This window comes from Spirosoma flavus, from assembly GCF_054778555.1.
The window spans coordinates 44,561-61,598 of the sequence record NZ_BAAGZL010000002.1 but is presented as its reverse complement, the minus strand read 5'-3'; the positions used below and the strand labels follow the sequence as shown (position 1 = coordinate 61,598).

Sequence of the window (17,038 nt, the reverse complement as noted above, 5' to 3'; positions counted from 1 at the left end):
ATGAAATCATCCCTAGGCTTCTGGCTCCTGAGCCTGGCCAGTTTTGCCAGCAGTGGCTGCTATCGGGAAGTAAGTATTCCCGTCAAAACCGATTTTACCATGAAAGCGGTTAATGACAATTTTACCCCCCCGGCCTCGATCCAGTTTACCAACCTCACATCCGGGGCCGATACGTATCAGTGGACGTTTCAGGGCGGAACACCCGCGACGTCTACCGATAAGATACCCCCTGCGGTCAAATACACGACCAGCGGTACGTATACGGTTAAGTTGGTCGCGTCTAACGTAGATGGCGAGAAGGAGACGAAGGAGATGACGCTCAAGATCGGCGACAAGCTGGTGCCTGCGTTTCAGGCTGAAGTCGTCGATAACTTATTTCCACCTGTTACGCTAAAATGGAAAAACCTGTCGGCCGGGGGCGACCGGCTGGAATGGACGTTTGAAGGTGGTTCGCCCGCTACGTCGACCGATGCCAATCCGAGCGTGGTATTTGCTACGCCCGGTCCGCATAAAGTGTCACTCAAACTTTTCTATGGCAGTTTCTCCCAGCAAAAAGACACGACCATTGTGGTCGATAAGGAACTGGCCCCTGCCTTCAACTATCAGTTGTCGCCCGAAGATTATGATGAAGAAGCGCCTTTAACTTTAACCACTCAAAATCAGACTATTGGGGGTGTTACGTATGCGTGGTCAGCGGAGGGCGGAACGGTTACGACACCAACCGGCAAGGAAACATCCATTACGTTTCAGACAGAAGGTACGTATACGATTAAACTCGAAGCCAGCAATTCGAAGAAAAATCAATCGGTTACCCGGACGATTGTGGTCAAGCCAAACCGGAATCTTTACGTACTGACCGACGTAAAATTGGGCATCAATTCAGCCCAGAAAGAAATAGGCAGTTTTTTGTCGACGTCTCAAAACCGGGTTTTTAAATCAAGTGACGTACTGACGGCCAAGGAAGGAGCCGCTATCGACATCGTCTTTATGGGGCTGAATTCATCGTTCACGTATAACCGATTCGTATCTCCCACCGAAGCGGGTAGTTTGACATTCGATGATATTCCCGGTGCGCAACCCGTGCGTTTTGTGAACGTACTAGAAAACTGCCAGACCTGTCCTGCGGTTTCAGCCGCCCAATTCGATCAGCTGACAGACGATTCCTGGTTGAAGACGCTGACAATACCAGAACCTGATGAAACGGTTGGCTTTTCCGACAAAAAAGTACCCCGGTTGATTCTTTTCCAAACCCAGAATGGCCGTAAGGGTATTATTCAGATCACGCGCTTTGTTGGGGCCGGAGACGCTTCATACATTCTGTGTACGATCAAAGTGATGAAACAATCCCGCTAAGGATATTCGCTGTTTAGCGAGCAAATGGCCGTTCAGCCGACCATTCTGTTAATAGTTGTAAGGGTGAATGACAGCTTAATTTTCTATCGAAGCCCATGGCGTCAATAAGAAATTAAGCTGTCATTCACCCTTACAACTTTTTGTTACCTGTAGTCTTTTAACGTCCACAGATTCCTTTGAAATCACAATATTGGCACGTTTCGATCTGATCGGTTTTTTGGAAAGGCAGATTTGGGTCAAGCAGTTGACGTATCAATTCCTGGAGTATCCGTTCGGAGTTACGAATATACTGTTCTGGTTCGTCGTTGTCGCCGAACCGAACGGGGTTCGATTTAAAACCGCCATTCACATCCCGAAACGAATAAAAACCCGCTTCAACCGGCAGTCCTGCCGCCGGAAAAATATTCCGTTTAGCCCTATCGCGGGGTAGCCCGCCATACTCGCTGATGTTTTTCAGCGCCAGATAGCGATACAGCCACAGTTGACGCATTTTGCTGTACGTATCACTGCCATCAACGAGCAGCTTTTCGTCCAGATCAGGTGGAGTTTTTTCCTGAAGGTTAACCTTTCCCGTTTTGTAATCGACAATACGTATCTGCCCTCCATACCGCTCAATTCGGTCAACTTTTCCGGCGATACGTATCCTAACCTGCTCACGGCCAGCTATAGGAACCGTCAGATACGTTTCAAGCGTCTGTTCCGTTCCTATCACCGTCAGTCCCTCCAGCCGATTCTGCTCCCGCTGAAAATCAAGCATTAATTTCTGCGCCATCTCATACAGCAGCAGGTTCATGCCCGATTCAATGACGCGCCCTTTCATGGTGCGGGCAAATTCCTCATTGAGAAGGTCGCGAATAATGGATTCGTTGATGGGCAACTCTTTGAGCCGGTATTCCAGGTCGAGCCGTTCCATGACTTTATGGAGCCAACTCCCGAATTCAGCGGCACCCATTTTCTCCTCAATGTCTTCTTCCTCACCGATATTGACAATCTGGCTGAAATAAAACCGCATTGAGCAACTGACAAATTGATTCAGGTAAGACGGATACAGCCCTTTCGTCGTCAGCAGCTCAATGAGTTTCTTGCGTATACTTTCGGTTTTCGGAACACTTAGTTCGGTGAGGGGCTTTGCGTTGTCGGAATGACCAAATCGAACGATAGGATTGGTCAGTTTAATAGGCTGATCTTTAATTAATTCAGCCTCAGCATATTTGCCATCCTTTCGCAGTTTACTTTTTTGATCTTTAGCCTTTTGTTCCGCTTGTTTAACCAGCTCATGTTCTATTTGCCGGATAAAGCGGCTGGGTTCGCCTTTGCTGTTTCCATACGCATCCGTGGCCGTGGTATACAACAGCACGATTTCGCTCGCTCGCTGGAGAAGTCGATAGAAATGATACGCCATCACAGCTTCCTGCTCACGATACGTCGGCAGCTTTAGTTCAGTAGCTATATCAAACGGAATCAGCGAATTAAGTTTTTTGGCCTGCGGCAGAATGCCTTCATTGACCGACAAAACAATAACCCGCTCGAAGTCAAGTGCCCGCGTCTCCAGCATCCCCATAACCTGCAGCTGACTTTTGCCTTCGCTCGTAAACGGAATAGTCGTCTGACGTATTAATTCGTACAGAAATTGCCGCAGACTACGTACCGTAACCTGAGCAGTGGACTGGGCTTCACCGTTACGCATTCGCTGTCCAATGCCCTCTCCCCCACGCCCCAGCGTCGATTCCAGTTGCTTGAGGAGGGTAAAAAACAGGTAGAGATATTCTATTTCAATGGCATCCTGACTGGTGCGATACACATCACGCAGGAATTCAATCAGGTCGTAAAACGACTGGATCGCCATCATTGGCTCGTCGTTGGGCCAGCGTGTAAATAGCGTTCTAACCAGCGGATCGTTCTGTCCCAGTTCCCACAGTTCGTGTTCTGTCAGGTAGACACGCTGCTGCTGCACAATGTCTTTCGCAATCCACTGAAATAGTGGTTCAGGGGGTAAAACGATACCGTCGTCAGTAAGCGCACCCGGCCACATAAGGCCTTTGATACGTTCATATTGCTTCAAAAACGGGTGATTCAGCAATTTCACTACGTGCCGATGGTGGAATTTCGGCACCCGAACATCACGCCCGTCTTTTGCCCGGAACTCATGCACGGTACGTTGCATCTCGAACAACGTATCGACCAGCGTAAACAACAGCGACGAACGTAGCGAAAGGCCCATCGTTACGTTCAGATCCGTTACGTTCTCATCCAGCGCGTACAGCACTGGCACCAGCAACGTTTCATCGGCCAGCACAATGGCAGTCTTGGGACGTGGCGATTGAGGAACTCCTTCTGCCCTCTGTCCTTCACCCTGCCACTCACTGAATATTTTTCCCGCCACTTTCGCCTGCAAACTAGCGTTCGAAACCCCGATTACGCGGATATTTTTTTCCGTGCCCAGCAGGTTGTTCGAGAGTTGAGCGAGGTCGGTTTGGTTTTTCTTTGTAAAAAACCAGCCATTATTCCGGTATCGACGCAGGAATTCGCCAGCCTCCTGCCCTGTATCCTGAACGTAGTACTGATCGGCGTCCCAGATAAGTTCAGCTTTATTTGCTTCTATTAACACTCGGATAATGTGCTCCTCAGCACGGCTCAGGGCGTTAAATCCGACAAAATAAATACGTTCGTAAGCCCAGTTATCCCGAATTTGCGTATCAACGTTCTGAGCCAGCAATCGATACGCCATCCCACGATACGCTAAGCCCTGATCGGCTAATCGTCGGTGCAGGGTTTTGTAGGCCGTATGCAGATTTTCGAAAAGTTTGAAATAACGGGTGGTGCCTGGTGTTTCTACAATCGGTTTCGACGACGGCTGGTTGACCTGCCAGCGTTCGAGTGCTTTGGCCGCCGTCAGGTAACTGAATAGTTCGCTAGGTTCGATGAGATACTGATCAATCCGGTCAAAATCAGCGACTAAGACCGATGCCCAGCCAATAAATTGTTCAAATTCGACACTCGGGTCGATTTCCCTGAATACTTCATATAACTCGAACAGCAGGCTAACCGAGTCAATCAATTGCACACCCGCTGCCTGCGTAATGAAATCGTCGACAGCCAGCGCGTGCGGGGCCAGAAAAGGGCGATCAGAAAGGGCAGCCAGCTCATCGAGAAACACAGACACCGCCCGTCGGGTTGGCAAAATGACCCAGACATCGCGCAGGCTGGGACCGTGTGTTTTGTAAATCTGTTGAGCCGTTTGCTGAAGAAATGTCATTAGGTGACTGGCACTATAGTAATCAGTAAAGGTAACCCTTTCTTGGGAATGGTTTATGAGTTATCATCCTGCGCATCCACCGAAATTTTCGTGGCCTGCTCGCTCCAGATTTTGATGGTTTGCTGATAGGTTAAAATCTTTTGCTGCATCGTGTCGATTGTGGCCTGTGTAAACGGTAATCTTAATGGAGGATTCTCGTCGCTGGCTACCGTGACGATGATTTGAGCTACTTTACCTGGGTCGCCATCCTGTTTACCATCGAGCCGTTTACTGGTCTGTCGAAAATCGGTGAGCAGCGAGTAGTAATCGGCAATTCTTCGTTGCGCAAACACTACGGAACGGCCAAAAAAATCGGTTCGTAATGGCCCCGGCTCCACAAGCATTACGTTAATGCCGAATTGACTAACCTCCTGACTCAACGCTTCGCTTAACCCTTCTAAAGCAAATTTACTGGCTGCATAAATCCCTCCACCAGCACCAGCCGCCAAACCAACGCGCGACGATAATTGAATGATCAGACCATAACCTTGCCGGCGCATAATTGGTAATACCGCTTGTGTCAATTTCCAGACCCCAACCACATTTACCTCGAACTGATCCCGTAGTTCACTTTCACTTACTTCCTCTACCAGGCCCATCAACCCGTAGCCGGCGTTATTGACCAGCACATCTATGCGGCCAAACTGTAGCTGAATCTGATCAATAAGCTGCGTGAGTTGGTCTGTCTTACGTAGATCGAGCAGAAAAACCTGACTTCTGTCCGGAAACTCTACTTCAAAACGCCGTTTGTCACTCTCATTACGAACGGTACCAACGATAATGTGCCCAGCCTGATAAATAGCTTTAGCTAATTCTTTCCCCAATCCACTTGAAACACCCGTTACAAGCCATACTTTTGATTTATTCATCGTATGCAGTTGTTTTAATTCAGCTGCAAACTTAGGGCGTTGCCATGCTGTTGGGTGATACAGCTAAAATTGTCAGTAGGTATTAAAAAGTAAGCTATGCGAAAGGAAACATCCACAAATTGGCTCAATGAGCATAAAATAAAGGCAAGTTGCGGCATGGCTTACACGCTTTCGCTGATTGGCGGTAGGTGGAAACCCGCGATTTTGTGGCAGCTGGTAAAGAATCGAAATCGTTATAATGAACTGCGAAAAAGCATCCCGGACGTTACAGAACGTATTTTAATTACTCAGTTGAGAGAATTGGAGCGCGATGGGCTAATAAAACGAACAGTTTTTGCAGAAGTCCCGCTTCGCGTTGAGTACGAGTTAACGGAATTAGGACAATCTACTGAAACCATCTTAAACTTACTTTCAGATTGGGGAGATGCCAATCGAAATTAAAACAAGATGCTTTCCAGGCAAATCATTTTAGCCGCGTTGGCTCATAATTCAACGTAGCACCGGCACCTTTCTTTAGTATTACACCAGCCGAATCCCCCCTTCCTCAATCGTAATCTTTCGCTCTCTGTACAACGTACCGATAGCTTTTTTAAACGTCTTTTTACTCATTTCCAACGCCTTGTAGATGGCTTCGGGCGGGCTGTTATCCGTGAGGGGCAAAAAACCCTTTTCGGCTTTTAACGTAACAAGAATACGTTGGGCGTTCGGCTCAACATTTTCGAAACCACTACGTTGCAGACTCACATCCACCCGATTATCGTCGCGAATGTTTTTGATATAGCCGATAATCGGGTCGCCGGGACGTAGTGTCCGAAAAATTTCGTTGGCGTAAATCAGACCTTTGTAGCGATTGTTGATGATAACGTTCATGCCGAGGTCGGTACGTTCGTAAGCCAGTAATCGTACTTCATCACCAACCTGTAAATCGCGCACATCGGGGTCCATAAATCGGTTCAACTTGCTGGAGGCCACCAGCCGATTGGTACGTTCATCAAGATACGTAAACACTACGTACCATTTACCCACTTCCATCGGGTAAGCCTGCTCGCGGTGGGGCACCAGCAAATCTTTTTCAAGTCCCCAATCCAGAAAGGCACCGGCGCTGGTCACGGCGACAACCTGCAAACTACCGAATTCATCCCGCTGAATGGCAGGCGTTAACGTAGTAGCAATGGGCCGATCTTCCGAGTCCGTATAGATAAATACGTCGATGTCGTCGTCGATCTCCAACGTATCAGGTACGTACTTGTTAGGAAGCAATACGTCATTGTCATAATCATCCGAACGCCGGTCCGACAGGTCGCCGAGAAAAAAACCTACGCTGGTTTCGCGTAGTGCGGTCAGGGTGTTAATGCGTCCAATTTCAATCATACTATCGTAATCTATCGACTCCGGTTTCGAAGGCGAAATTAGGTATTTTCAGTTAGTATACTCTGCCTACATAGCCGTTCAGGCAGTGATTCGGGAATTCATTGTCTAGGCCGTAGAATTAATGTAGCTTTGAGTATGCTTTTCCGGTACGTTGTTCGACCATGAAATTACCTGTTTATTCCCGGTACGACCATCTCTTACAACTCATCGTACTACCCCTGTACATTTCTGTTCTCAACTGGCTCCTGATCCGGGAAGCCTATTGGGAAAGCTGGACTACGTTTGGACTGGCTACAGGTATTTCGTTGATCGATGCGTTTTTTGCCTGGTACGTCAACAATGGTATCGCACTGAAAATGAATCAGATGCATCCAGATCCACAGCAGTACGTGCTTCGGGCGTTTCGGCGATTTTTGTTTACAAGCATTAGTTCATCGCTCCATGTCACGGTGCTGTTTTTCATTTACTGGTTTATCCATCTGAAGGGTTTTGAACCCGAACTGCCCCGTTTAGGACTGGCGGTTCTATTTACGATTGTTATTGTGGCGGTTGTTGTCGTTACGTATGAGAGTATCGACAGTTTTGGGTATTGGCAGAAGTCTCAGCGAGAAATTGACACGCTCACGAAAGCGCAGATGCAGGCTGAATTGAATGCGTTACGTCAGCAGGTCAATCCGCATTTTCTGTTCAACAGCCTGAATTCGCTGATTACCCTCATTGGTGAAAATCCGCAGCAGGCCGAAACTTTTGCCGAAGAACTTAGCTCGGTGTATCGTTACCTGCTCCGTAGCAACGACAATCCGCTCACCCCCCTTTCCAACGAACTCGAATTTCTTCAATCGTATTATCACTTGCTCAAAACCCGTCATGGTGAGGCTCTTTCGCTGGAAACGCACATTTGTCCCGGCTCCGTGACAAAACAATTGCCTCCTCTGACGCTTCAGTTGCTGATCGAAAATGCCGTGAAACACAATATTATTTTACCTGATCAACCGCTTACGATTACGCTAAACACAACTGACAATCAGCTAGTTGTTATCAACAATCTGCAACGCAAAGCTAGCCGTTCCTTCTCGAACGGAGTCGGTCTCAGCAATATTCTGAGCAAGTATCGGATGATGGGCCAACCCGTTCCTGTAATTGAGGACGATGGCCGGGAGTTTCGCGTTACGTTGCCGCTGGTTTAAATTAACGGAGATTGCATGGGGCAGCAGCGCGATTAAATACATTATCCCTGACTCCCCTCAATCCCTGCTATTCCCCGCTTTATTTGCATAATTTTGGGTCGAACAAAACCCCTTTGCGGGCAAATCAGTTATTAACGTATAGCCACCCGGTAGGTGTCCGGTTTGGGCTCAACCCGTATTAATGCCGCCTTCTACAACCAACTCTACCAACTCATCCCGAGGTCGTCCTGTGCTGACCCGGTCGTTCGACCAGTTTTTTATGAACGTGGCCGACGTAGCTTCTTTTGTCGGGCGTTTTTTTCGGGAAGCTTTCGTGCCGCCCTATGAATTCAAGGAAATTGTCCGACAGTGTTACGAAGTCGGTTATCGGTCGCTGCTGCTCATTTCAACGACGGGCTTCATTACGGGTATGGTATTCACGAACCAGTCGCGGCCGTCGCTGGCTGAGTTTGGCGCTACGTCCTGGCTACCGTCGCTGATTGCCATCGCCATTGTACGGGCACTGGGCCCACTCGTTACGGCGCTTATTGCCGCCGGTAAAGTGGGGTCGAGTATCGGTGCTGAAATCGGTTCCATGAACGTAACGGAACAAATCGACGCCATGGAAGTATCAGGCACAGATCCGTTTAAGTTCTTGGTTGTCAGCCGGGTTATTGCTACGTCGTTTACCATTCCACTCCTGACCATGTACACGGTGTTTGTGGCGCTGATGGGTGCCTATCTCAATGTAAGCGTCAATGAGCAGACTAGTTTTACGTCGTATATCCAGGAGGTTTTCGGGGCCATTACGTATCTGGACATTTTTTCGTCGGTACTGAAATCCATTGTGTTTGGTTTTACCATCGGCATGGTTGGCTGCTACAAAGGGTATCACTCATCGAAAGGCACAGAAGGCGTTGGAAAAGCGGCTAATGCATCGGTGGTAACGGCTATGTTTTTAGTATTTATCGAAGAACTTATCTCCTTACAGATTGTCAGTGCCCTGCGCTAAACCAGGCAATCAGTTGATTATCCATGAAATCAAAAGAGACAAACGAAACCGTTATCAGCATCAAAGGATTACGTAAATCTTTTGGCGATTTGCACGTATTACGGGGCGTTAATCTGGAGGTAAATCGGGGCGAAAACGTAGTGGTGCTGGGCCGCTCAGGAACAGGAAAATCTGTACTGATCAAAATTATGGTTGGCCTGCTCAAACCCGATGCCGGCAAGGTAATTGTGCTGGGGCATGACGTGGAGCAGCTACGCGGCAAAGAACTCGACGAATTTAGGCAAAAGGTAGGCTTCTCGTTTCAAAGTAGTGCGCTTTACGATAGCATGAGTATCCGCGAAAATCTGGAATTTCCACTGGTACGTAACATTCGGAACCTCAGCCGGGCCGAAATCAATAAGGCGGTTGAGAAGGCGCTGAGCGATGTGGGATTGTCGCAGACCATTAATCAGATGCCCGCCGAATTATCGGGAGGTCAGCGGAAACGTATCGGCATCGCCCGGACCCTGATTCTGAAGCCAGAAATTATGCTTTACGATGAGCCAACAGCAGGACTTGACCCAATCACGAGCGTTGAGATTAACAATCTGATTAACGATGTCCGTGAACGCCTGGGTGCTACGTCGATTATCATTACGCACGACTTAACCTGCGCCAAAACCACCGGTGACCGCATTGCGATGCTGCTCGACGGTAAGTTTGAGCGCGTCGGTACGTTCGAAGAAGTCTTCAAAGACCCAGAAGAACGTATCCAGCAGTTTTACAATTATAACTTTGTCGATGAACGATGACCGCTCTGCTTTCGCACTCAATCATTGCTGGTATCAACAAACCGTTCATCTCTTATTATTCATCAAAACTTTCAGGTTGCTGATGCGTTTAATGGATTGATTGACAACGTAGCAGCATCAATTAGGTTCGTGAGCTGAATACGTATGCGCTCTACCGGCAGCTATCGACCACCAATTAACTATGAATACCGAATCAACTAAACGTTCTGTTATCGTCGGCGTCTTTGTGGTGCTGGCTCTGATTATATTTCTGGCGGGTGTTTTTGTGCTGGGCGGTCAGCAGAAACGCTTTACCAGCAGCATCCGTGTAATTGCTCTTTTTAAAGACGTTGGCGGTCTGAAAGCAGGAAACAACGTCTGGTTTTCAGGCGTAAAAATTGGCACAGTGAAACGTATCAGCATCTACAGCAATGAGCAGGTAGAGGTGGATATGAACATTGAGGAAAGCTCAAAGCAATACATTCGGAATGATGCTACCGCTACTATTGGCTCTGATGGGCTAATTGGTAACAAAATCGTTGTGCTCACAGGTGGAACAAACAACCACCCTGAAATAGAAGACGGCGACAAATTAAAAACAACCGAAGCCCTTAGTTCTGACCAGATTATGGCTACGCTGCAGGAAAACAACAACAACCTGCTACGTGTCACCAACGATTTTAAAGAACTGGTGGGCAATCTTCGGAAAGGGAAAGGCACGGTGGGAGCCGTTCTGACAGACTCTATGGTGGCTTTGAATTTTAAGAGGGCTATGCAAAATCTGGAGAAGGCCTCTGAAAATACTACGCGAATGACTAGTTCGGTTTCGCAGTTTGCGTCTAAACTAAACACCAAAGGCACACTGGCTAACGAACTCGTGACCGATACAACCATTTTCCGGCGATTAAGCCAGTCGGCGAATCAATTTGCAGTAACCGCCAAATCGGCAGACAAAGCGGTTAATACGTTGAACCAGACAACCGACAACCTTCAGCGAGCATCGGAAAAACTGAATAACACCAACAGTCCGCTCGGTGTATTGCTGACGGATCAGGAAACGGCCAATAACCTGCGTTCTACGCTACGCAACCTAAACCGGGGAACGGCGCTGTTAAATGAAGATCTAAAAGCAGCCCAAAGTAACTTTCTGCTACGTGGTTATTTTAAGAAACAATCCAAAGCTGAGGCCAAGCGAATTGCCGATAGTACGGCAGCTGCGAATAAGGTCAATCAATAACGACCATTGCCAGCCCAGTTGTTAGCCGTCGTTAATCAGTCAAAAATTTAAATTTACGGCCTTGATACTGTGGAGACTGCATTGTTTTTCTTAACAACTTAAATGACTCGTAAGGGCCATTGGCGGCTGTCAGGTTGATAAGCCAGGGAGGCAGACTACCGCCGGGATTCAACCGACAATGGTAATCGATTTTTAACTCCTGGTTTGGCAGCGGTTGCACTTCCCAGACAGCCAACCAATCAACGACACGAACAGCGTGCGGCTGAGGAGGTACTTCATCGGCAACTTTATTGATCTGAATCCGTAAAACGCGCGTGCCTGGGTCCTGAGAAAAAGTCAATCTAACGTTCATATCCCGATTTTCGACCGGCCACGGCAACTCCGTTTCAATATAATAATAGATCTCTGCCTCACTAACCCGACGTAAAAGTCGGGTTGTTTTTGTCTTGTACATCAACCGTGGGTAATTCTCAACATCTGACAGCATTGCCACTAGTGACGATAAAGTCCCCTGGAAGGTCGATTGCGCCCGTAACTCTTTCAATCGATTACCTATCAGGTTACGAGAGTAAATGCGGATTCCGTCCTTATCTTTCTCCAGATGCCAGTCACCCGAAATCTGCGAGCAGCCAATTCTGTTTATTCCTACTAAAGCAACAATCAGCAATACGATTTGACGCATTCATTCTAGTTTTTAGTGTGACAATCGCTTCCTTCAACGGTGAAAGCTGCAACTTCACCGAACTTAATTAACTACTCAGCATAACTACCTACCCAGAAGTACATAATTTCCCAAAACTTCCCTTTCGTGGGGCAGTTTCTTACGGCAGGCATCTAATGGCGTATTTGTACTGTATCAGAGGAATTACCCAACGTAGCACGGCCCCGAAAGATGTTTCTTTCGGGGCCGTGCTACGTTGGGGGTATATGAAGTAGGATGTAAGATGTATAAGGGCTACCGATTGGCGACTAACTATATTTCCTACATCCTATATCATACATCATTTAACCTTTATTCTGGTTCAATTCGCGCTCTTCGTAGGCCAGATTATACTGTTTCAATACGTCGGCTGGAACGCCATCCCACTGATTTGGTACGTTACCAACGTAGCCCAGGTCCTTAACGCCAATCTGGCTGGTATAAAAGCCTGATGCTGTCATGTTGCGCATCATGCTGAAAAAAGCTGCGCCCTGCGTCATATCAGGTTTTGCCTTACCTGGATACGCAATTTGCTCGACCAGCTCAATTTGCTGCGCTTTGGTGCACAGAACGAATTGCTTACCATAAAGTTTTACACTCGTGTTGTCGAGCCAGCGGATTCCCCCGCGCATCGGCGTCTGGTTTCGTGGCTGATCTTTCATCATGAACTCGATGAACGCTGGCACACCCGCCTGCGACGCGCTGCCAGACCGTTCGTCGGCCGGAATGATAATATCTGACAAAACCGTTACAGTCTGCAATTCATGGGGAGTAAAGAACTTTTCCGCATGTAATTTGGCGTCGCGCTCGGCTTCAAACTTCTGCCGCCCACCCGGAATTTTTAAGGGTTTGGGCTCTGGTGGTTCGGGAACCGCGGCTTCAACGGGCGTTACGGCCAGGCCAAAACCGGTCAGGGAAAGGGCTTTTAAGGTGTCTCTTCGTTTCATAGTTCGTAGAGGCTTCGCGTTCCGGATTGTGCCGGTCATCGTCTGCTTCATCTAAAAGAAAAACGATGACCAGAACTACCGAAACGTAGCGTTAAATATTCTTTTGTTTAACCTGGTCAATTAAATATTCGGATGTACGCATCGACGAAGCCAGAATGGTCCACGTTACGTTCTTATCACCCTGCGATGGGAACGGTGCCGCATCGACCACAAACAGGTTTTTCACATCGTGCGCCTGTTGGTATTTGTTCAGAACCGAGGTTTTTGGATCGTTACCCATCCGCGCGGTGCCCACTTCGTGAATAATCTGACCAGGAAGCGCCAGACCGTAGTTATTGGACGCATCCGGCTTGTTGCCCAGCGCAATACCACCCATCGAATGAATAATTTCTTCGAAGGTATCCTGCATGTGCTTGGCCTGCTTAATTTCGTATTCCGACCACTTGTAATTGAAACGTAGCACTGGAATACCGTATTTATCCACTACGTTCGGATCGATTTCACAATAGTTACTTTCGAGCGGAACAGGTTCACCACGACCGGCCATACCAACATAAGCGCCGTAGAAACGACGATAATCGTCTTTCAGGCTGGCTCCGTAACCACCACCCGGTTTCAGTTTGCCATCCCGACCCGGAATCATGCCGTTCATATCTTCGATACCCCACCCGAATCCGTAAGCAGGCATTCCCATACCGCCCCAGTATTCAATGTGATAGCCACGCGGGAAATCCAGTTTTTTGTTGTCGAGCCACCAGGGCGTGAATACGTGCATGCCGCCAACGCCATCTTCGTTATAGCGTTTACGGTCCATCAGCGCCGGAACAAATGCCGAACGCGACGCTCCCGTTGAGTCGTTAATATATTTTCCAACCACGCCACTGCTATTAGCAAGCCCGTTCTGGAAACGACTTGATTTGGAATTGAGCAGCAATCGGGCGGTTTCGCCAGCACTGGCGGCCAGTATTACGGTTTTAGCTTTAACGGTGATTTCCTGCAAAGTTTGCGTATTGACGTAGCTGACGCCCGTTGCCAAACCGGTTGCCGGATCGGTTATGACTTCGCGAACCATAGCGCCGTTGATGAGCGTTACGTTGCCTGTTGCCATAGCAGGTTTCACCAGTACCGACGACGACGAAAAGTCGGCATACGCCTGACAGGCACGACCGCACTGACTGCAATAGAAACACTGACCACGCTCATTATTAATGGGTTTGGTCAGAATAGACAACCGCGACGGTATCACCGGGATACCGATGCTACGTGCCCCCTTCCGAATCATCAGCTCGTGCAGACGTGGTTTGGGTGGAGGCAAAAAGATACCGTCTGGTTCAGAAGGCATATTTTCGACAGAGCCGAAAACACCAATGAGCTTGTCCACACGGTCGTAGAATGGCTTGATGTCGTCGTAACCGATTGGCCAGTCTTCGCCCACGCCCGTCATGCTTTTCCGACGAAAATCATCGGGTGCGAAGCGTAGTGAAATACGTCCCCAGTGGTTAGTTCGTCCGCCGAGCATCCGTGACCGAAACCACATGAAGTTGGAGCCTTTCGCGTTCGTATAGGGTTCGCCTTCGATATCCCAGCCGCCCCAGGCCGCGTCGAAATCGCCGAACGCACGGGTAGTTCCCGCGCCCCGTCTTGGCGACTCCCAAGGCCATTTCAGTTGGGTAATGTATTTAGGATCAGCCGGGTCGAAATAGCCGCCCGCTTCCAGTAGCACAACTTTGGCCCCAGCTTTCGCCAGCGTATAAGCCGCCATGCCCCCTCCTGCCCCCGAGCCAACAATGGCGACATCGTATTGCGTCGGCGGTTTTTGTATCTGAAATGACTCCATGTATTTAGGTAATGGTTAATACGTTTTAAGCGGAAAAATAATGCTATTCTCTCTTTAAAAGAAAAATATTTTAAAAACTACCCCTATCGCTGGGAAGCCTTCTGCTATCCTTTATAACGATAATAAACACGATTATAGTAACGAACGTACTGATAATTAGTTAGTCGCTTTGTTCTTATCTATACGTGAAGTGTTTTTTAAGACTTTAAAAACTTCTGCTAAAACTTAGTCCGAAGAATACGCCCCTGGAACGAGTATTTTGCTGGCCATTGAGCACGATAAATGGGTTTACTAAAACCCGAAAGCAGGACGGCCCTTTTGGCTCCTGAATCCGGTAAGCAATGACCGGGGAAACAAATACATTGACGGAACCCACGTCAGGATAATTTCTATCATAATTACGCCCCAGTGATGAGCTTAAGCCTAATTCCAGGTGGCTTTTCCGTTTGCCAAGAAGTGCATAAAGTTCACCAACAACGCGTGATTGCGTTAACTTTACTCCAGCCAGACTCCCTCCTGCCCGGTACCCAAACAACCAGTGCTGTTTTTGAGACGTAGCGATTATTCGATCATAATTAAGTGAATACAACGGATTTGAGCCTGCTAACTCCAGGTAGATGGCGTTACGTGCCTGGAAGGGAAAAGGCTCCTCCTGAGCTAGTACTGGCAGGACAAATAAAAGAATTAGGATGCCGAAAATGTATAAACTTCTTTTCATGCTTTCCATGACCATTTCAGTAGTGGAATAGTTGCAACCTATTGATTCTGTGTTGTTAGGGAAGTAAAATTCAATCAATTGTTTAAAGCATCAGCAAATAGCATTAGATCGCGTTTACTTTTGCTAATTAATCGTAAAACGAAGCGCTTTCGATACGCTTCTAACTGTCTGGTACGCCCATGTCGATCTGGTACATTATTGATTTAATAGGGACAAGTGTCTTTGCGATCTCCGGAGCCCTGTCTGCCTTGAGTAAGAAAATGTACCATGATATAATTGCCCTGTTTTTTATCGGTTTCTTAACGGCCGTGGGCGGTGGAACGACTCGTGATGTGATTATGGGCGCTTACCCAATTGCCTGGATACGAGACCCTAATTATTTAATTGTCATCATTTGTAGTGTTAGTATTGCTGTTTTTTGCCGAAAATGGTTGCGCCGTTCCCTCCAACGACCATTACTGATATTCGATACAGTCGGTTTGGGCCTGTTCACCATTTTAGGTATGCAAAAAGCGCTATTAGCAGGCGTAAATGACTGGGCCGCAGTCTTACTAGGAATCATTACAGCTCTATTCGGGGGCGTTATCCGGGATATGTTGGTGAACGATTTGCCGCTTATTTTAGACCGGCAATTATATGTAACTCCATGCCTTGCTGGAGCCTTATTTTTTCAATTTAACAGGAGCCTGGGCTTTGATTCAACGCTAAACGTCATTTTGGCGGCTGGACTTATTACGTTGTTTAGATTAATAGCCATTCGAAGAGATTGGACCTTACCCCGCATTGAAAATTGATCCATAAGATTTCTCCTTGAACAGCGGGACTAACGAAAAATAGTTACCTGAATATCCAAGTTATTTTATTTTTCACTTACTTTGAAAAACAAAGTACTTTTAAATTTAACTAATAAAAGGAACAAAAGGATTTACAAAATGAACGCCTATTCGTGACTTATATGAATTTGTTAAGCCAACTTAATCGCTTCTATAATGAGGCAAAGGGAAATAAATGGTTTCATTATTTTGCCATTTTCTGTCGCGTTATGCTGGCTCTGGGCTTTATCCCATCCGGTTTCGTGAAAATAAATGGAGAACGGTTCGCCAGTGGTTTATCCATTAATCATCCGCTGGGGCATTATCTGGAAGCGCTTTATCATACTGACTATTACTACACATTTATTGGGGTTGCGCAATTAGGGATTGCGCTTTTGCTCCTCATTCCAAGAACTGCACTACTTGGAGCTTTGCTGTATTTTCCCATTATCCTGAATATATGCATCCTGACATACGCTACCCGATTTGAAGGCACTCGTATCACAACGCTTATGGTTCTGGCTAATCTGTTCTTACTATGTTGGGACTACGACCGTTTAAAACCTATTTTATTCGTTAAAAACGATGCCTACTCAGCAAGGCCAAAACCGCTGAACCGTAAATTTCCGCTTGCTTTCTTCGGGTTTGTTTTCGCGATGGTCGCTACAGTTGTAATTATCAACCAATTTCTATATAATATTCGCCCTGGCAATTCTTTAGTTGAATGCCAAAATGGGTGTGCTGACAATCGTGACCCAAAAGCCTGTCAGGATTTTTGCAATTGCATTCATAATCAAGGCAAAACGCTTCAGGAATGCCTAATCAACTATGATAAAGAAGCAGGTAAAATGAGCCGATAAACGTGCAAGCCGTGGTATTTGGGAATAAGTTATCAAAACCTGCATATTAGCCTAAGACGAGTTATCAAACTAGTTCTTTCGATAACAGATT

The 17,038-nt window shown here is 47.3% G+C and carries 15 protein-coding genes; 8 read left to right on the top strand and 7 right to left on the bottom strand.

Annotated elements, in window-relative coordinates; translation table 11 throughout:
* Positions 1-1,353, top strand: a complete 1,353-nt coding sequence (locus ACYVF1_RS09340) for a PKD domain-containing protein (protein WP_461077954.1) — start codon at positions 1-3, stop codon at positions 1,351-1,353.
* Between the two features lie 157 nt (positions 1,354-1,510).
* On the opposite strand, the gene ACYVF1_RS09335 is transcribed toward ACYVF1_RS09340, so the two are convergent.
* Positions 1,511-4,609, bottom strand: a complete 3,099-nt coding sequence (locus ACYVF1_RS09335) for a PD-(D/E)XK nuclease family protein (RefSeq protein WP_461077952.1) — start codon at positions 4,607-4,609, stop codon at positions 1,511-1,513.
* A 53-nt stretch (positions 4,610-4,662) separates the two neighbouring features.
* Positions 4,663-5,517 carry an oxidoreductase gene (locus tag ACYVF1_RS09330; protein WP_461077950.1) on the bottom strand — a complete coding sequence of 285 codons (855 nt, stop codon included), beginning with the start codon at positions 5,515-5,517 and terminating at the stop codon, positions 4,663-4,665.
* Between the two features lie 96 nt (positions 5,518-5,613).
* Here ACYVF1_RS09330 and ACYVF1_RS09325 point away from each other — a divergent pair, with 96 nt between their 5' ends.
* Positions 5,614-5,958: a winged helix-turn-helix transcriptional regulator gene (locus tag ACYVF1_RS09325; protein WP_461077948.1), complete on the top strand. Its 345-nt coding sequence runs from the start codon at positions 5,614-5,616 to the stop codon at positions 5,956-5,958.
* A gap of 78 nt (positions 5,959-6,036) precedes the next feature.
* On the opposite strand, the gene ACYVF1_RS09320 is transcribed toward ACYVF1_RS09325, so the two are convergent.
* Positions 6,037-6,888: a CvfB family protein gene (locus ACYVF1_RS09320; protein WP_461077946.1), complete on the bottom strand. Its 852-nt coding sequence runs from the start codon at positions 6,886-6,888 to the stop codon at positions 6,037-6,039.
* A gap of 161 nt (positions 6,889-7,049) precedes the next feature.
* On the opposite strand from ACYVF1_RS09320, the gene ACYVF1_RS09315 reads away from it, so the two are divergent.
* From ACYVF1_RS09315 to ACYVF1_RS09300, 4 genes are all read left to right on the top strand, one after another.
* Positions 7,050-8,075, top strand: coding sequence for a sensor histidine kinase (locus ACYVF1_RS09315; RefSeq protein WP_461077944.1), 1,026 nt, complete (start codon positions 7,050-7,052; stop codon positions 8,073-8,075).
* 259 nt (positions 8,076-8,334) lie between these two features.
* The gene (locus ACYVF1_RS09310) at positions 8,335-9,066 is read left to right on the top strand and encodes an MlaE family ABC transporter permease (protein ID WP_461080708.1); all 732 of its coding nucleotides are present in this window, start codon (positions 8,335-8,337) and stop codon (positions 9,064-9,066) included.
* A gap of 23 nt (positions 9,067-9,089) precedes the next feature.
* The gene (locus ACYVF1_RS09305) at positions 9,090-9,857 is read left to right on the top strand and encodes an ABC transporter ATP-binding protein (protein WP_461077942.1); all 768 of its coding nucleotides are present in this window, start codon (positions 9,090-9,092) and stop codon (positions 9,855-9,857) included.
* A gap of 181 nt (positions 9,858-10,038) precedes the next feature.
* Positions 10,039-11,073 carry an MlaD family protein gene (locus tag ACYVF1_RS09300; protein ID WP_461077940.1) on the top strand — a complete coding sequence of 345 codons (1,035 nt, stop codon included), beginning with the start codon at positions 10,039-10,041 and terminating at the stop codon, positions 11,071-11,073.
* Between the two features lie 31 nt (positions 11,074-11,104).
* On the opposite strand, the gene ACYVF1_RS09295 is transcribed toward ACYVF1_RS09300, so the two are convergent.
* From ACYVF1_RS09295 to ACYVF1_RS09280, 4 genes are all read right to left on the bottom strand, one after another.
* Positions 11,105-11,755: an START domain-containing protein gene (locus tag ACYVF1_RS09295; RefSeq protein ID WP_461077938.1), complete on the bottom strand. Its 651-nt coding sequence runs from the start codon at positions 11,753-11,755 to the stop codon at positions 11,105-11,107.
* Positions 11,756-12,078: 323 nt separating this feature from the next.
* Positions 12,079-12,720 carry a gluconate 2-dehydrogenase subunit 3 family protein gene (locus tag ACYVF1_RS09290; protein ID WP_461077936.1) on the bottom strand — a complete coding sequence of 214 codons (642 nt, stop codon included), beginning with the start codon at positions 12,718-12,720 and terminating at the stop codon, positions 12,079-12,081.
* A gap of 91 nt (positions 12,721-12,811) precedes the next feature.
* A complete protein-coding gene (locus ACYVF1_RS09285) occupies positions 12,812-14,557 on the bottom strand; it encodes a GMC family oxidoreductase (protein WP_461077934.1) in 1,746 nt (581 codons plus the stop codon).
* Positions 14,558-14,762: 205 nt separating this feature from the next.
* Entirely contained in the window at positions 14,763-15,275 is a 513-nt protein-coding gene (locus tag ACYVF1_RS09280) for a hypothetical protein (RefSeq protein WP_461077932.1), read from the bottom strand.
* 179 nt (positions 15,276-15,454) lie between these two features.
* On the opposite strand from ACYVF1_RS09280, the gene ACYVF1_RS09275 reads away from it, so the two are divergent.
* Entirely contained in the window at positions 15,455-16,069 is a 615-nt protein-coding gene (locus ACYVF1_RS09275; RefSeq protein ID WP_461077930.1) for a trimeric intracellular cation channel family protein, read from the top strand.
* Between the two features lie 161 nt (positions 16,070-16,230).
* Positions 16,231-16,947: a DoxX family protein gene (locus ACYVF1_RS09270; protein ID WP_461077928.1), complete on the top strand. Its 717-nt coding sequence runs from the start codon at positions 16,231-16,233 to the stop codon at positions 16,945-16,947.
* Positions 16,948-17,038 lie beyond the last annotated feature (91 nt).

What these genes read in the sequence shown, in the direction of transcription:
- ACYVF1_RS09295 (WP_461077938.1), bottom strand. Translation starts at nt 11,755, where the DNA reads ATGCGTCAAATCGTATTGCTGATTGTTGCTTTAGTAGGAATAAACAGA.
- ACYVF1_RS09325 (WP_461077948.1), top strand. Translation starts at nt 5,614, where the DNA reads ATGCGAAAGGAAACATCCACAAATTGGCTCAATGAGCATAAAATAAAG.
- ACYVF1_RS09280 (WP_461077932.1), bottom strand. Translation starts at nt 15,275, where the DNA reads ATGAAAAGAAGTTTATACATTTTCGGCATCCTAATTCTTTTATTTGTC.
- ACYVF1_RS09275 (WP_461077930.1), top strand. Translation starts at nt 15,455, where the DNA reads ATGTCGATCTGGTACATTATTGATTTAATAGGGACAAGTGTCTTTGCG.
- ACYVF1_RS09310 (WP_461080708.1), top strand. Translation starts at nt 8,335, where the DNA reads ATGAACGTGGCCGACGTAGCTTCTTTTGTCGGGCGTTTTTTTCGGGAA.
- ACYVF1_RS09315 (WP_461077944.1), top strand. Translation starts at nt 7,050, where the DNA reads ATGAAATTACCTGTTTATTCCCGGTACGACCATCTCTTACAACTCATC.
- ACYVF1_RS09330 (WP_461077950.1), bottom strand. Translation starts at nt 5,517, where the DNA reads ATGAATAAATCAAAAGTATGGCTTGTAACGGGTGTTTCAAGTGGATTG.
- ACYVF1_RS09270 (WP_461077928.1), top strand. Translation starts at nt 16,231, where the DNA reads ATGAATTTGTTAAGCCAACTTAATCGCTTCTATAATGAGGCAAAGGGA.
- ACYVF1_RS09340 (WP_461077954.1), top strand. Translation starts at nt 1, where the DNA reads ATGAAATCATCCCTAGGCTTCTGGCTCCTGAGCCTGGCCAGTTTTGCC.
- ACYVF1_RS09285 (WP_461077934.1), bottom strand. Translation starts at nt 14,557, where the DNA reads ATGGAGTCATTTCAGATACAAAAACCGCCGACGCAATACGATGTCGCC.
- ACYVF1_RS09290 (WP_461077936.1), bottom strand. Translation starts at nt 12,720, where the DNA reads ATGAAACGAAGAGACACCTTAAAAGCCCTTTCCCTGACCGGTTTTGGC.
- ACYVF1_RS09320 (WP_461077946.1), bottom strand. Translation starts at nt 6,888, where the DNA reads ATGATTGAAATTGGACGCATTAACACCCTGACCGCACTACGCGAAACC.
- ACYVF1_RS09300 (WP_461077940.1), top strand. Translation starts at nt 10,039, where the DNA reads ATGAATACCGAATCAACTAAACGTTCTGTTATCGTCGGCGTCTTTGTG.
- ACYVF1_RS09305 (WP_461077942.1), top strand. Translation starts at nt 9,090, where the DNA reads ATGAAATCAAAAGAGACAAACGAAACCGTTATCAGCATCAAAGGATTA.
- ACYVF1_RS09335 (WP_461077952.1), bottom strand. Translation starts at nt 4,609, where the DNA reads ATGACATTTCTTCAGCAAACGGCTCAACAGATTTACAAAACACACGGT.